Origin of the sequence: Streptomyces sp. NPDC057302 (assembly GCF_042667685.1) — a bacterium.
GTDB lineage: Bacteria > Actinomycetota > Actinomycetes > Streptomycetales > Streptomycetaceae > Streptomyces.
Genome location: NZ_JBHUZJ010000133.1, coordinates 1 through 13,880 on the forward strand (window position 1 = coordinate 1; position 13,880 = coordinate 13,880).

General features: G+C 70.3%; 13 protein-coding genes. 3 read left to right on the forward strand and 10 right to left on the reverse strand.

Features of this window, described 5'->3' with window-relative positions; translation table 11 throughout:
- Positions 1 to 48: 48 nt before the first annotated feature.
- Together ACFUPX_RS42580 and ACFUPX_RS42585 are read right to left on the reverse strand one after the other, a co-directional pair.
- The gene (locus tag ACFUPX_RS42580) at positions 49 to 441 is read right to left on the reverse strand and encodes an ATP-binding protein (RefSeq protein ID WP_383334857.1); all 393 of its coding nucleotides are present in this window, start codon (positions 439 to 441) and stop codon (positions 49 to 51) included.
- 142 nt (positions 442 to 583) lie between these two features.
- Positions 584 to 1,753 (reverse strand): adenosine deaminase, encoded by a 1,170-nt coding sequence (locus ACFUPX_RS42585; RefSeq protein WP_383334859.1) that lies wholly within the window; start codon positions 1,751 to 1,753, stop codon positions 584 to 586.
- Between the two features lie 114 nt (positions 1,754 to 1,867).
- On the opposite strand from ACFUPX_RS42585, the gene ACFUPX_RS42590 reads away from it, so the two are divergent.
- Positions 1,868 to 2,635, forward strand: coding sequence for an alpha/beta hydrolase (locus ACFUPX_RS42590; protein ID WP_383334861.1), 768 nt, complete (start codon positions 1,868 to 1,870; stop codon positions 2,633 to 2,635).
- Between the two features lie 97 nt (positions 2,636 to 2,732).
- The gene (locus ACFUPX_RS42595) at positions 2,733 to 3,125 is read left to right on the forward strand and encodes an STAS domain-containing protein (RefSeq protein WP_383334863.1); all 393 of its coding nucleotides are present in this window, start codon (positions 2,733 to 2,735) and stop codon (positions 3,123 to 3,125) included.
- Here ACFUPX_RS42595 and ACFUPX_RS42600 read toward each other — a convergent pair.
- Both ACFUPX_RS42600 and ACFUPX_RS42605 read right to left on the reverse strand, forming a co-directional pair.
- Complete coding sequence (locus ACFUPX_RS42600) at positions 3,012 to 4,019, reverse strand: sigma-70 family RNA polymerase sigma factor (protein WP_383334865.1); 1,008 nt, start codon at positions 4,017 to 4,019, stop codon at positions 3,012 to 3,014. The genes ACFUPX_RS42595 and ACFUPX_RS42600 overlap by 114 nt on opposite strands.
- 108 nt (positions 4,020 to 4,127) lie before the next feature.
- A complete protein-coding gene (locus ACFUPX_RS42605; RefSeq protein WP_383334867.1) occupies positions 4,128 to 5,435 on the reverse strand; it encodes an MFS transporter in 1,308 nt (435 codons plus the stop codon).
- A 62-nt stretch (positions 5,436 to 5,497) separates the two neighbouring features.
- On the opposite strand from ACFUPX_RS42605, the gene ACFUPX_RS42610 reads away from it, so the two are divergent.
- On the forward strand, positions 5,498 to 6,505 hold the full coding sequence (locus tag ACFUPX_RS42610) for a LysR family transcriptional regulator (protein ID WP_383334869.1): 1,008 nt from the start codon (positions 5,498 to 5,500) through the stop codon (positions 6,503 to 6,505).
- 90 nt (positions 6,506 to 6,595) lie between these two features.
- Here ACFUPX_RS42610 and ACFUPX_RS42615 read toward each other — a convergent pair whose 3' ends face one another.
- The 6 genes from ACFUPX_RS42615 to ACFUPX_RS42640 form a co-directional block, all read right to left on the reverse strand.
- Positions 6,596 to 7,873: a thymidine phosphorylase gene (locus tag ACFUPX_RS42615; RefSeq protein ID WP_383334871.1), complete on the reverse strand. Its 1,278-nt coding sequence runs from the start codon at positions 7,871 to 7,873 to the stop codon at positions 6,596 to 6,598.
- Positions 7,874 to 7,982: 109 nt separating this feature from the next.
- Positions 7,983 to 8,372, reverse strand: a complete 390-nt coding sequence (locus ACFUPX_RS42620; protein ID WP_383334873.1) for a cytidine deaminase — start codon at positions 8,370 to 8,372, stop codon at positions 7,983 to 7,985.
- The gene (locus ACFUPX_RS42625; RefSeq protein ID WP_383334875.1) at positions 8,369 to 9,631 is read right to left on the reverse strand and encodes an ABC transporter permease; all 1,263 of its coding nucleotides are present in this window, start codon (positions 9,629 to 9,631) and stop codon (positions 8,369 to 8,371) included. The genes ACFUPX_RS42620 and ACFUPX_RS42625 overlap by 4 nt, the downstream gene beginning before the upstream one ends.
- Positions 9,628 to 10,770, reverse strand: coding sequence for an ABC transporter permease (locus tag ACFUPX_RS42630; RefSeq protein WP_383334877.1), 1,143 nt, complete (start codon positions 10,768 to 10,770; stop codon positions 9,628 to 9,630). Before ACFUPX_RS42630 ends, ACFUPX_RS42625 begins: the two co-directional genes overlap by 4 nt.
- Positions 10,767 to 12,392 carry an ABC transporter ATP-binding protein gene (locus ACFUPX_RS42635; protein ID WP_383334881.1) on the reverse strand — a complete coding sequence of 542 codons (1,626 nt, stop codon included), beginning with the start codon at positions 12,390 to 12,392 and terminating at the stop codon, positions 10,767 to 10,769. Before ACFUPX_RS42635 ends, ACFUPX_RS42630 begins: the two co-directional genes overlap by 4 nt.
- Before the next feature lie 167 nt (positions 12,393 to 12,559).
- Positions 12,560 to 13,615 (reverse strand): BMP family protein, encoded by a 1,056-nt coding sequence (locus ACFUPX_RS42640; protein ID WP_383334879.1) that lies wholly within the window; start codon positions 13,613 to 13,615, stop codon positions 12,560 to 12,562.
- Positions 13,616 to 13,880 lie beyond the last annotated feature (265 nt).

Sequence of the window (13,880 nt, forward strand, 5' to 3'; positions counted from 1 at the left end):
CCCCGCGAAAGGGTGCGCCCCATCGGCGTACGCGGATCCCGGCGGGGATCAGCCGAGCGGCAGGCCCTGGAGGGGCAGACCCTGGGTGGGCAGGGCGCCGGAGACCGGCAGGCCGCCGAGCAGGCCCGAGACGGGGTCGCCCGCGGCGGGCTTGGCGCCACGGTCGGAGGCGTCCTTCATGCTCTCGCCGAGCTTGGCGACGGTCGGCGCGCTGGCCTGAAGGGTGCTGCCGAGCGCGTTCTGGCCCGCGGCGACCGCCTCGGGGCCACCGGCGGGGAGGTTCTCGGCGACCTGGTCCATGGGCAGTGCGGAGGCGGCGGAGCCCAGCGCGCCCGAGGCGTCGGGCAGGCCCGGGGCGGCGGTGGCGACACCCGCGCCGGCGGCGGCGAAAGCGGCACCGAGAGCGGCGACACCGAGGGTCTTGGCGGCAGACTGCTTCATCTTCAATGCGTCCTTGGTTACGGGGACTTTTGAGCGGCCCATGACCGTAAACATGTGAAGGGGCGGTCCGCAAACAGCGAAACAGCAAAAACGCGGCCGGGAATTAATGTTCCCGGCCGCGCCCACATTGCCTCAATTTCGGTTACACATCGACAGAAGCCCTGGTGGAGGCGGTCTGCCGGAACAGCCATTCGGACTTCAGCTCGGCATATCCGGGCTTGATCACGTCATTGATCATGGCCAGGCGTTCATCGAAAGGAATGAACGCTGATTTCATCGCATTGACTGTGAACCACTGCATGTCGTCGAGCGTGTAGCCGAATGCACCGACCAAGTGCTCGAATTCGCGGCTCATGCTGGTGCCGGACATCAGACGATTGTCGGTGTTCACCGTCGCCCGGAAGTGCAGCTTGCGGAGCAGGCCGATGGGGTGCTCGGCGTACGAGTTCGCGGCGCCGGTCTGCAGGTTGGAGCTGGGGCACATCTCCAGGGGGATGCGCTTGTCGCGTACGTAGCTGGCGAGGCGGCCGAGCTTGACGGTGCCGTCGTCGGCGACCTGGATGTCGTCGATGATCCGCACGCCGTGGCCGAGGCGGTCGGCGCCGCACCACTGGAGGGCCTGCCAGATGGACGGCAGACCGAAGGCCTCGCCCGCGTGGATGGTGAAGTGGTTGTTCTCGCGCTTGAGGTACTCGAACGCGTCGAGGTGGCGGGTGGGCGGGAAGCCCGCCTCGGCGCCCGCGATGTCGAAGCCGACGACGCCCAGATCCCGGTACCGGTTGGCGAGTTCGGCGATCTCCAGGGCGCGGGCGGCGTGCCGCATCGCGGTGAGCAGCGCGCCCACCCGGATGCGGTGGCCGCCCGCCTTCGCGCGCCGCTCGCCCTCCCGGAAGCCTTCGTTGACCGCCTCGACGACCTCTTCGAGGGTGAGGCCCTGCTCCAGGTGCTGCTCGGGGGCGTACCGGATCTCGGCGTAGACGACGCCGTCCTCGGCGAGGTCCTCGGCGCACTCGGCCGCCACGCGCTTGAGGGCGTCCTTCGTCTGCATCACCGCGCAGGTGTGGGCGAAGGTCTCCAGATAGCGGGGCAGCGAACCGGAGTCGGCGGCCTCCCTGAACCAGATCCCCAGCTTGTCGGGGTCGGTCTCGGGCAGCCCCTCATACCCCGACTCGCGGGCGAGGTCGACGATCGTGCCGGGGCGCAGGCCGCCATCGAGGTGGTCGTGGAGGAGCACCTTCGGGGCGCGGCGGATCTGTTCGGCGCTGGGCGTTTCGCGGTCCGTCTGACCGGCTTTGGTGGTCTGGCTCGTCATCTCGGCACTCTAGCGCCTACGCGCGTAGATCGCCGGGTAGATCTCACGGGTCGATACGTAACAGTGACCCCGCGGACGGGTGGCGTACACCATCGCTTCTGACACTGTTCTGTCATGGCACAGCAAGCGACGCCCGATTCCGCGCGCGCGGCCAGGCTGGGGCGTGTGATCGGCACCCGGCCATCGGCGGTCAGCGGCGCGGTGCTGCTGCTCCCCGGCGGCCACGAGACCTCTGCCCGCAAGCCGTCCCGGTTCGCCGCGACCGCGGTGCGCGCGCTCGGCCGCAGACTCGCCCAGGACGGGCGCGGCGAGGGGCTTGCCGCGCACGTCGTGCACTACCGCTGCCGCGGGTGGAACGGCGCGCAGGCGGAGTTGGCGCGGGACGCGGAGTGGGCGGCGGACGAGATCACCCGCCTCTACGGCGACGTCTCGATCTGCCTCGTCGGCATGGACATGGGCGGCCGGGCCGCCCTGCGGGCCAGTGGCCACGAGGCGGTCAACTCCGTTCTTGCACTGGCCCCTTGGCTGCCGGAGGACGATGTGGCGGCGGCTCCTGAGCCGGTGCGGCAGCTCGCGGGGCGGCGGGTTCTGATCGTGCACGGCACGAACGACGAGCGGACCGACCCCGAGCTCTCGTTCCGGCTTGCGGAGCGGGCGAAGAAGGCGAACCGGGAGGTGTGCCGGTTCGAAGTCCACTCCGACGGGCATCGGTTGCAGCAGCATCACTCCGAAGTGCAGGCGCTGGCCTCGGACTTCGTGATGGGCTCGCTGTTCGGGCATGCGTATGCGCGTCCGCTGGAGGATGCGCTGGCGGCGCCGCCTCCGCTGGGGTTGCGGATGCCGTTGGCCTCCGGCTTCGGGGAGTCGATGCGGCAGCGGTGAGGGGGGCGGTGCAAGCGGTCCCTGCGGGCCTCCGCGCCAGGGCAGGTTTCCGGGAAGGGGCGGGGTCGGGGAAGAGCACGCCCCAGGCGACCTACCGATGAGTTCCGGACGCCCGCCCAGTCCTCCCCATGTGAACCCGAATCCGCAACCAGACCTGACCCTGACCGGCACCCTCGACCGAGAGGCCACGCACCGCCTCTGCGAGGAGGCCCGCGCCACGCTGCAAGCGACCGGCGCGGACGTCCTCGTGTGCGACGTGGCGGACCTCGGCCCACCCGTCCTCGCCGCGGTGGACGCCCTCGCCAGACTCCAGCTCACCGCCCGCCGCGCGGGAGGCCGGATCCGTCTGCGGAACCCGGCCCCGCACCTGCGCGAGCTACTGGACCTCGTCGGGCTCCCCATGGAGATCGAGATGGGCCGGCAGGCCGAACAGCGGGAACCACCTGGGCGTGTCCAGGAAGCAGTGGAAGCCCGCGATCCGCCCCTCTGAGATCTCGATGACCTGCACCGCCCACGGCGCGAACCCGCCCTTCTCGGGGTCGGGCTTGTAGTGGGCGAAGCCCGGCGTTCCGTTGACCTCGACCGGGAAGAGACGGCTGTCGGCGCAGGAAGCGCCGATGGTCGACATGAAGCCGGTGATGTCCGACGTGCCGCGCAGCCACAGGTCGAACGGGGGCATCGTCATGATGGCGTCTTCGTGCAGCAGTGCTGTCAGCGCCGCCATGTCGTACCCCTCGAAGGCCGCGACATAGCGCTCCAGGAGCTTCTGCTGCTCGTCGTCCAAGGGGTTGGACACCGCCGTGTCGTCGGCGGGACCCTCGGCCAGCGTCGCCCGCGCCCGCTGCAACGCGCTGTTGACGGAGGCCACGGAGGTGTCCAGGAGCTCGGCCGCCTCGCTGGCCTTCCACGCGAGGACCTCGCGCAGGATGAGCACCGCCCGCTGCTTGGGCGGCAGTTGCTGCAGGGCGGCGACGAACGCGAGGCGCACGGACTCCTTGGCCACAGCCGCCTCCGCGGGATCGCTCACGGACGGCAGCATGCGCGCGTCCGGCATCGGCTCCAGCCATACGTTGTCCGGGCGGGGCGAGAGCGCGGCCTGGGCCAGCGGGGCCGCCGCCGTCAGGTCCATGGGGCGGGCCCGGCGGTTGCCCGCGTTCAGCATGTCCAGGCAGACGTTCGTCGCGATCCTGTACAGCCAGGACCTCAGGCTGGAGCGGCCTTCGAACTTCTCGTAGCTCCGCCAGGCGCGGACCATCGTGTCCTGCACCGCGTCCTCGGCCTCGAAGGCGGAGCCCAGCATGCGATAGCAGTACCCGGTCAGCTCGACCCGGTGCTTCTCCAGCGTGACGTCCAGTTCCGACGTCGTCCCTGCGATGTCAGTCATCCCAACCCACCCCTGCGGCTGCCACGAAAGTCCCAGCACTTCGGAAGCTACAGGAGCCCACTGACAACGGCCCCCGGAGTCGGAAAACCCGGAGGTGAGAGGGGTGGCTCAGTGCGCCGCCACGAGCCCCCGCCGCTCCTGGACCCGGGCCGCGTGCGATCCCCAGAAGGTGATGGACACGACGCCGAGCACCGCGAGAAGGCCGAGGCCCACCGTCCCGGCCCAGCCCCCCGAGTGGAAGGCGACCGCGCCCAGCGTGCCGCCCGCGCTCGATCCCAGGTAGTACGCGGACTGGTAGAGCGCCGAGGCCTGCGCGCGCCCGGCGGTTGCCGTACGGCTCACCGACGAGGAGGCGACCGCGTGGCCCGCGAAGAAGCCCGCGGTGATCAGGACGAGCCCGAGCAGCACCATGACCAGGGAGTCGGAGAGGGAGAGCAGCAGCCCGCCCGCCGTCGTGCTCACCGCCAGGTACAGCGCCCCGCGCCGCCCGAGCCGCGCCACCAGCTTGCCCGCGGCGGCCGAGGAGACCGTACCCACGAGATAGACCAGGAAGATCGAGCCGATGATGCCCTGCGGGAGCGAGAAGGGGGCCTCGGTGAGGCGGTAGCCGATCACCGTGTAGACCGCGCCGAACACGGTCATGAACAGCGCGCCGATCGCGTACAGCCGGCACAGCAGCGGGTTGGCCAGGTGCGAACGGATCGTCCGGCCAAGGGCCTTGGGGTTGAGCGAGCCCGCGGTGAAGTGGCGCGGCGCGGGGAGCAGCGCGCGGAAGGCGAGCGCGCACAGGACGGCCACGATGCCCACCACACCCACGGCCGCGCGCCAGCCCCAGGCCTGCGCGACCCAGCCCGTGATGACGCGCCCGCTCATGCCGCCGATGGAATTGCCCGCGACGAACATGCCGATCGCGGCGACCAGGGCCTTGGGCCTGACCTCCTCCGCGAGGAACGCCATCGCGGACGCAGGAAGCCCGGCGAGCGCCGCACCCTGCACGGCACGCAGCGCGATCAGCGCGCCGATGGACGGCGCGAAGGGGACGAGGAGACCCACGGCCACCGCGACCGTCAGCGAAACCGTCATCAGCGTCCGCCGCCCGAACCGCTCGCTGAGCGCGCTCAGGGGCAGTACGAAGAGGGCGAGCGCGCCGGTGGCGGCCGACACCGTCCAGCTCGCCGTGCTCGCGCTGACGCCGAAGTCGGCGGAGACGAGGGGGAGCAGCGCCTGCGTGGAGTAGAGGAGCGCGAAGGTGGCGACACCCGCGAGGAACAGGGCGAAGCTCATCCGGCGGTAGCCCGGACCGCCGGGGGTGAGCCGGGAGTCGACGGCGGCTTCGGCTTCGGCTACGGCTTCGGTGGATGACGGGGTGTGGGCGACCGCGTGGGTGGCGGGCGCCCCGCTACTGGCAGGAGGCATGCAACGAACGTAGGCACAGGAGACTCATCCGTCCAATGCATGGAATGGCGATAATCGTTCCCATGGTGCATGAGCGCAGTTCAGAGCGGCGTCTGTCGCAGAGCAGTTACGTCAGTTACGCAGGAGACAGCGGCACGGCGGTGTCGGTACCGGCCGAGCTGACCCCGGAGTCCTGGTCCGCGCTGCTCTCGCCCCGGCTGGCGTACTTCGCGGGGGTCGCGCGCACGGAGCACGTGACGCGGGCCGCGCAGGAGATGCAGGTGCCGCAGTCGACGCTGTCGCGTGCGCTGGTGCGGCTCGAACAGGATCTGGGGGTCGACCTGTTCGCGCGGCACGGCCGAACGGTGTCGCTGACCCCGGCGGGGCGTACGTTCCTCGCCTCGGTCGAGCGGGCGCTCGGGGAGGTGGAGCGGGCGGCGGAGTCCGTGCGGGCCGACGCGGACCCGGCGTCGGGCAAGGTGGCCTTCGGCTTCCTGCACACGATGGGCTCGGAGACCGTGCCCGGCCTGATCCGCGCCTTCCGCGCGGATCATCCCCGGGTCCGCTTCAGCCTCGTACAGAACTACGGGGAGGCGATGATCGAGCGGCTGCGGGCGGGGGAGCTCGACCTGTGCCTGACCTCGCCCGTGCCCGACGCCCCCGACCTGGTGGCCCGCCGCCTCGACGAGCAGCGGCTGCGGCTGGTCGTGCCGGACGACCACCGCCTCGCCGCGCGCAAGAGGGTGCGCCTCGCGGAGGCGGCGGAGGAGGCCTTCGTGACCCTCGAACCCGGCTACGGCCTGCGGCGCATCACGGACGACCTCTGCCAGGAGGCGGGCTTCAAGCCGCGGGTGGCGTTCGAGGGGGAGGAGGCGGAGACGCTGCGGGGCCTGGTGGCGGCGGGCCTCGGGGTGGCCCTCCTGCCGCCACCGGCCGTGCCGCGGCCTGGTGTCGTGGAGCTGACGGTGACGGGGCAGCGGGCGGTGCGGGAGATTGGCGTGGCCTGGCTGGACGGGCATCCGGATACTCCGCCGGTGGCGGCGTTCAAGAAGTTCCTGTTGGGGAGGCGGGGGCGGTTGCTGCCGGAGTAGCTTCCTTTCCCCGACCCCGCCCCTTCCCGAAAACCGTGCCTGCGCCCCGGACCTACCTGGGACTCCGCCCCAGACCCCGGACGAGATGCCCTACGCGATGCGGTCCAACACGATCGGCGAGGCCGTGAACTCCGTGCCCTCGGGGGCGATGTCGAACGACCCGGCCACCGCCTGCAAGGCGTAGTCGAAGCGCTCGGGAGTGTCCGTGTGCAGGGTCACGATCGGCTCCCCCGCGCGGACCTGAGCGCCCGGCTTCGCGTGCAGCTCCACACCCGCACCCGCCTGCACCACGTCCTCCTTGCGCGCACGCCCCGCGCCGAGTCGCCACGCGGCGACCCCGACGTCGTACGCGTCGAGACGGGTCAGGACGCCCGACGACGGAGCGGTCACGACGTGCGTCTCCCGGGCCACCGGGAGGGCCGCGTCCGGGTCGCCGCCCTGGGCGGAGATCATCCGGCGCCAGACGTCCATCGCCGAGCCATCGGCCAGCGCCTTCGCCGGGTCCACGTCCCGCAGCCCCGCCGCGTCCAGCATCTCCCGCGCCAGGGCGAGGGTGAGTTCGACGACGTCCGAAGGGCCGCCGCCCGCGAGGACCTCCACCGACTCACGGACCTCCAGCGCGTTGCCCGCCGTCAGGCCGAGCGGCGTGGCCATGTCCGTGAGCAGGGCGACCGTGCGTACGCCGTGGTCCGTGCCGAGGCCGACCATCGTGGAGGCGAGTTCGCGGGCGTCCTCCAGGGTCTTCATGAAGGCGCCGGTGCCGACCTTCACGTCCAGGACCAGCGAGCCCGTACCCTCGGCGATCTTCTTCGACATGATCGAAGAGGCGATCAGCGGGATCGCCTCCACCGTGCCGGTCACGTCCCGCAGCGCGTACAGCTTCTTGTCCGCCGGGGCCAGGCCGTCGCCCGCCGCGCAGATCACCGAGCCGACCGAATCCAGGACGGAGAGCATCTCCTCGTTCGAGAGGAGGGCCTGCCAGCCCGGGATCGACTCCAGCTTGTCCAGGGTGCCGCCGGTGTGGCCGAGGCCCCGGCCCGACAGCTGCGGGACCGCCGCGCCGCACGCCGCGACCAGCGGGGCGAGCGGCAGCGTGATCTTGTCGCCGACGCCGCCCGTGGAGTGCTTGTCGGAGGTGGGGCGGGAGAGGGACGAGAAGTCCATGCGCTCGCCGCTCGCGATCATCGCGGCCGTCCAGCGGGCGATCTCGCCGCGGTTCATGCCGTTCAGGAGGATCGCCATGGCGAGGGCCGACATCTGCTCGTCGGCGACCGCGCCGCGCGTGTACGCGTCGATGACCCAGTCGATCTGCTCGCCGCTCAGCTCGCCCCGGTCCCGCTTCGTACGAATGACAGAGATGACGTCCATGGCATAACCCCTCTTTGCGCCTAAAACGGTGAGCGCGACTCTACGCGCATAGAGCCACGAGATGAAGACGCCCCCTGCCCGCGCTCGCGCAACGGGCAGGGGGCGACGATCAGTTGAGGTGCTCCGGGCCGAACGGGTCCGGCAGCATGTCCCCCAGCGTCCGGACACCCGCGGCCGTCTCCAGGAGGAGGGCCGCGCCGCCGAACTCGTAGAGCAGCTGGCGGCAGCGCCCGCACGGCATCAGGATCTCGCCCTTGCCGTCGACGCACGTGAAGTGCGTCAGACGGCCGCCCCCGGTGAGCTGGAGCTGCGAGACCAGGCCGCACTCGGCGCACAGGCCCAGGCCGTACGACGCGTTCTCCACGTTGCAGCCCGAGACCGTGCGGCCGTCGTCCACGAGGGCCGCGGCACCGACCGGGAAGCCTGAGTAGGGCGCGTACGCACGGGACATGGCCTCGCGCGCAGCATCCCGCAGCGCGTCCCAGTCGGTATCGGTCACGTTCCTTGTCCCTTTCGGTAGGGCTGGCCGTCCGCCTTCGGCATCCGAAGGCGTTGGGCGGAGAGCGAGAGCACCAGCAGCGTGACGACGTACGGCGTCGCGGTGACGACCTGGTTGGGCACCTCGTCGGTCAAGCCGTACCACGCGAACATCAGCGCCGAGACGGCCGCGGTGATCGCCGCGGGCACATAACGCTTGCGCCATACGAAGTAGGCCGCGCCGATGACCAGCAGGATCGCGAGCAGCAGGAGCAGTGCGTGCACGTTCGTGCCGCCGCCCCGGAGCTTCAGGCTGTCGGTGTAACCGAACAGGCCGGCGCCGAGCGCGAGTCCGCCCGGCATCCAGTTGCCGAAGATCATGGCGGCGAGGCCGATGTAGCCGCGCCCGCCGGTCTGGCCCTCCAGGTAGATGTTCGAGGCGACCAGGGAGAGGAACGCGCCGCCCAGGCCCGCCAGACCACCGGAGATGATCACTGCGAGGTACTTGTACTTGTAGACGTTCACACCGAGGGACTCGGCGGCCACCGGGTTCTCGCCGCAGGAGCGCAGGCGCAGACCGAACGACGTACGCCACAGGACCCACCAGCTCAGCGGGACCATCGCGACGGCGATGACGGTGAGCGGCGAGAGGTTCGTGAAGAGGCCGCCGAGCAGGCCCGCGATGTCCGAGACCAGGAACCAGTGTTTCTCGTTCAGGTCCTGGAGCCAGTCGGAGAGGCCGGGCACGGAGAAGCTGCCGAGCGAGTCGACCGGGGGCGACTGCTTGGACGTACCGCCCTCCTTGCCCTCGAAGGCGAAGGTGGAGAGGTAGCGGGTGACGCCCAGGGCGAGGATGTTGAGGGCCACACCGGAGACGATGTGGTTGACGTTGAAGGTGACCGTGACGATCGCGTGCAGCAGTCCGCCGAGCGCGCCGCCGAGTATGCCGAACAGGATGCCGACCCACGGGCCCCACTGGTAACCGGCGAACGCGCCGAACCAGGTGCCGAGGATGAGCATGCCCTCCAGGCCGATGTTGACCACGCCCGCGCGCTCGGCCCACAGGCCGCCGAGGCCCGCGAGGCCGATCGGCACGGCGAGCCGCAGCGCGGTGGACATCTGGCCGGTGGAGGTGATGCCGTCCGCGTCGGTGATCAGCCGGACCACGGAGGTCAGGGCGAGGACGCCCGCGATGATCAGCAGGAGGACGGGGAGCGAGATGCGGCGGCGGCCCGGCGCGGGCTGCTTGGCCGGGGGCTTGGCTACGGTTGCCGAGCTCATCGGGCAGCCACCTCCTTCACGGTGTCGTTGTTGCCGTTGCCGTTCTTCTTGCGGGCGGCGGCGGCCAGCTCCGCACCGACGCGGCTCTGCTGGCGCTTGAGGCCCCAACGCCGTACGGCCTCGTACGAGACGACGACCGCGATCACGATGAGCCCCTGCATGATCACCGCGATCTCCTTGTCGTACGCCACCGGCTGGGCGTAGTCGAGAGCGGGCGAGGCCTTGTCGAGGAAGGCCCAGAGCAGCGAGGCGAACGCGATGCCGACCGGGTTGTTGCGGCCGAGCAGTGCGATGCCGATGCCGGTGAAGCCGAGTCCGGCGGGGAAGCTGAGGCTGTAGGTGTGGGTGTCGCCGAGCAGGATCGGCATGCCCGCGAGGCCCGCGACCGCGCCGGAGATCAGCATCGCGCTGAGCACCATGCGCTTGGCGTTCACGCCGGAGGCCGCGGCGGCCGACGTGGAGGCGCCGGTGGCGCGCAGGTCGAAGCCGAAGCGGGTGCGGTTGAGGATCAGCCAGTAGAGGACGCCCGCGAGTACGGCGATGATCACGAAGCCGTAGATCTCGCCGGACTCGCCCATGCTGATGCCGGGGAACCAGCCGGACTCGTGCATCTCGCCGGTGGTCTGGTTGTTGCCGACCGGGACACCGAAGTTCTCGGTGAGGGTGAGGTAGCCGATGACGCTCGTCGCGATGGCGTTGAGCATGATCGTCGCGACCACCTCGCTGACCCCGCGGGTGGTCTTGAGGATGCCCGCGATGCCCGCCCAGAAGGCGCCGGTGAGCATGGCGACCAGCATCAGGAGCGGGATCTGGAGCGGGGCGGGGAGCGCGATGTGCGCGCCGACGACGGCGGTGGCCATCGCGGCGAGGCGGTACTGCCCGTCCACGCCGATGTTGAACAGGTTCATGCGGAAGCCGACGGCCACCGCGAGCGCGGCCAGGTAGTACATGCCGGCCTGGTTGATGGTCAGGACCTGGACGTCGGAGTAGCTGATCTGCTCCAGCATCAGGGTGTACGGCTCGATCGGGTTCTTGCCCGAGGCGAGCAGCACGACCGAGGTCAGCGCCACGGCCACGACGAGCGCGATGACCGGTCCGGCCACCGCGAGGAGCACCCGCTCCTTGTCGAACTTCTTCATCGGGCCTCGTCCTCCGAAGTCTCGCCCAAGCCCTCTTCGGGGTCTTCTTCCACGTGTTCGAGGTGGCCGGAGGCCGCGCCCGTCATCGCCGAGCCGAGCTCCTCCGGCGTGATGGTGGCCGGGTCGGCGTCGGCGACGAGCCGTCCGCGGTAGATCACGCGGAGGGTGTCGGAGAGGCCGATCAGCTCGTCCAGGTCGGCCGAGATGAGCAGGACGGCGAGTCCTTCGCGCCGGGCCTCGCGGATCTGGTCCCAGATCTGGGCCTGTGCGCCGACGTCCACACCACGGGTGGGGTGGGCGGCGATCAGGAAGCGGGGCTTGTGGCTCATCTCGCGGCCGACGATCAGCTTCTGCTGGTTGCCGCCGGAGAGGGAGGCCGCCGTGACGTCGATGCCGGGCGTACGGACGTCGTACTCCTCGACGATGCGCCGGGTGTCGGCCTGCGCGCCCTTGGTGTCGAGCCAGAAGCCGCGCTTGCCACGGGAGTTGGGCTTCTCGGTGACGTGACCGAGGATGCGGTTCTCCCACAGCGGCGACTCCAGGAGGAGGCCGTGGCGGTGGCGGTCCTCGGGGATGTAGCCGATGCCCTGCTCGCGGCGGTGGCGCGTGGGCAGGACGGTGATGTCGTCGCCCGCCATCCGGATCGCTCCGGAGTCGGCGTGCTTGAGGCCGATGAGCGCGTCGATCAGCTCGGTCTGGCCGTTGCCCTCGACGCCCGCGAGGCCAAGGACCTCGCCCTCGTGGATCGTGAACGAGATGTCGTCGAGCAGGGCGCGGCCCGACTCGCCGTCGGCGAGCAGCTTGAGTCCATCGACCTCGATCATCGCCCGCTCGGTGACCGTGGACTCCGCGGTCTCCGGGGTGGGCAGCTCGCTGCCGACCATCAGCTCGGCGAGCTGGCGCGGTGTCGTCTCGGAGGGGACGGCCGTGCCGACCGTCGTGCCGCGGCGGATGACGGTGATGTCGTCGGCCACGGAGAGGACTTCGCCCAGCTTGTGGGAGATGAAGATGACGGAGAGGCCCTCGGACTTCAGCTCGCGCAGGTTGTCGAAGAGCGCGTCGACCTCCTGCGGCACGAGCACGGCCGTGGGCTCGTCCAGGATCAGCGTGGTGGCGCCTCGGTAGAGGACCTTGAGGATCTCCACGCGCTGGCGGTCGGCGACACCGAGGTCCTCGACCATGGCGTCGGGGCGCACCCCGAGGCCGTACCGGTCGGATATCTCCGTGATCTTGCGGCGGGCCGCGCCGCCGATGCCGTGCAGCTTCTCGCTGCCCAGAACGATGTTCTCCAGGACCGTGAGCTGGTCGGCGAGCATGAAGTGCTGGTGCACCATGCCGATGCCGCGCGCGATGGCGTCGGCGGGGCTGGCGAAGGTCACCTGGGCGCCGTCGACCGAGATGGTGCCCTCGTCCGGCTTCTGCATGCCGTAGAGGATCTTCATCAGGGTGGACTTGCCCGCGCCGTTCTCGCCGACGAGGGCGTGCACGGTGCCCTTGCGGACGGTCAGGCGGATGTCATGGTTGGCCACGACGCCCGGGAAACGCTTGGTGATGCCGGTGAGTTCAACGGCAACGGCACGGGCCGTGGTCTTGCCCTCGTCGGGGCTGGTGGACGCGTCGATGGCGCACTCTCCTCGGGAATCCTCAGGAAAGGGGCCACCTACGCGCGTAGCGCCCCTGGTTCGACGGGAGTTGAGCAGTGGGCCGCGCGAACGGGGCGCGGGGGAACCATCGTCCCCCACACCCCGTTACGCGCGACCCGGACCTCGCTGGTGCAGCGCGGTCCTGGTTACAGCGTGGGCTTGACCTTGATCTTGCCGCTCTTGATGTCCTGCTCGGCCTTCTCGACGGCGGCCTGCAGGTCCTTCATCTTCTTGAACTCGGGGTTCGAGTCGGCGAGCGCGACACCGCCGGACTTCAGGTCGGCACGGACCACACCGCCCTTGGCGTTGCCATCCTGGACCGACTTGGCCAGGTTGTACACCGCTCCGGCGACGTCCTTGGTCGCCGAGGTGAGGATGTACTTCTTGTACTTGGCCAGCGGCTTCTGCTTGTACTGGTCGGAGTCGACGCCGATCGCCCAGACCTTCTCCGCGGCGGCCGCTTCGATGACGCCCTGACCCGAGAGGCCGGCCGCGTGGTACACCACGTCGGCGCCGTCCTCGATCTGGCCGCTGGCGCCCTCCTTGCCCTTGTCCGGGCTGGAGAAGCCGCCGTCCTCGGCCTTCTCGGTGAGCCTCTGGCGCTTGATCTTGATCTTCGGGTCGACGGACTTGACGCCCTGGACGTAGCCGGCCTCGAACTTGGTGATCAGGTTGTTGTTCACGCCGCCGATGAAGCCGACCGTCTTGGTCTTGGTGGCCTTGGCCGCGGCGACGCCCGCCAGGTACGAGGACTGCTCCTCGTTGAAGACCAGGTCCGCGACGTTGTCCGCCTCGATGGTGGCGTCGTCGACGATGCCGAAGGTGGTCTTCGGGAACTTCGCGGCCACCTCCTTCACGGCGGGGGCGTAGGCGTAGCCGATGCCGATCACCGGGTTGTAGCCCTGCTTGGCGAGCTCGGTCAGGCGCTGGGCCTTGTCGGCGTCGGACTCGCCGTCCGTCGGCTCGACGGCCTTCTTGCCGACCTTCAGGTCCTTGGCGGCCCTGTCCATACCGGCGGTCGCGGCGTCGTTGAAGGACTGGTCGCCCTTGCCGCCGACGTCGTACGCGATGGCGACGCCCTTGTGCTTGCCGTCGGCCTTGGAACCGGCGGCGTCGCTGGACGTGCCGCCGCAAGCGGTGGCGGAGACGGCGAGTGCGGCGGTGGCTACACCCGCTGCGGCAATTCGCGAAACCCGGCGCATAGAGAGGAACTCCTTATGTACAAGCAAGCACAAGCACGTACGAGCGCCTCACCTGGCGCTGATTTCGCCGCAGCGTAACGCGCGTAGACCTGACATAAGAACCCTTCTGTCCCGTCCGTTATCGAGCTGTGGCCGCAGCATTGCGGGAGCGTGTACGCAGTGTGGGGCGCCCCCCCCCCCGCGGGGCGCCCCCCCAGTCGCGGGGCCAGTCGCGAGGCCCGCCCCCGACCCGCGGAGGACGGGCGACCGAACCGTCTTTAACCGG

What these genes read in the sequence shown, in the direction of transcription:
- ACFUPX_RS42615 (WP_383334871.1), bottom strand. Translation starts at nt 7,873, where the DNA reads ATGGACGTCATCTCTGTCATTCGTACGAAGCGGGACCGGGGCGAGCTG.
- ACFUPX_RS42580 (WP_383334857.1), bottom strand. Translation starts at nt 441, where the DNA reads ATGAAGCAGTCTGCCGCCAAGACCCTCGGTGTCGCCGCTCTCGGTGCC.
- ACFUPX_RS42600 (WP_383334865.1), bottom strand. Translation starts at nt 4,019, where the DNA reads ATGACTGACATCGCAGGGACGACGTCGGAACTGGACGTCACGCTGGAG.
- ACFUPX_RS42640 (WP_383334879.1), bottom strand. Translation starts at nt 13,615, where the DNA reads ATGCGCCGGGTTTCGCGAATTGCCGCAGCGGGTGTAGCCACCGCCGCA.
- ACFUPX_RS42595 (WP_383334863.1), top strand. Translation starts at nt 2,733, where the DNA reads ATGAGTTCCGGACGCCCGCCCAGTCCTCCCCATGTGAACCCGAATCCG.
- ACFUPX_RS42605 (WP_383334867.1), bottom strand. Translation starts at nt 5,435, where the DNA reads ATGCCTCCTGCCAGTAGCGGGGCGCCCGCCACCCACGCGGTCGCCCAC.
- ACFUPX_RS42610 (WP_383334869.1), top strand. Translation starts at nt 5,498, where the DNA reads ATGGTGCATGAGCGCAGTTCAGAGCGGCGTCTGTCGCAGAGCAGTTAC.
- ACFUPX_RS42625 (WP_383334875.1), bottom strand. Translation starts at nt 9,631, where the DNA reads ATGAGCTCGGCAACCGTAGCCAAGCCCCCGGCCAAGCAGCCCGCGCCG.
- ACFUPX_RS42585 (WP_383334859.1), bottom strand. Translation starts at nt 1,753, where the DNA reads ATGACGAGCCAGACCACCAAAGCCGGTCAGACGGACCGCGAAACGCCC.
- ACFUPX_RS42590 (WP_383334861.1), top strand. Translation starts at nt 1,868, where the DNA reads ATGGCACAGCAAGCGACGCCCGATTCCGCGCGCGCGGCCAGGCTGGGG.
- ACFUPX_RS42630 (WP_383334877.1), bottom strand. Translation starts at nt 10,770, where the DNA reads ATGAAGAAGTTCGACAAGGAGCGGGTGCTCCTCGCGGTGGCCGGACCG.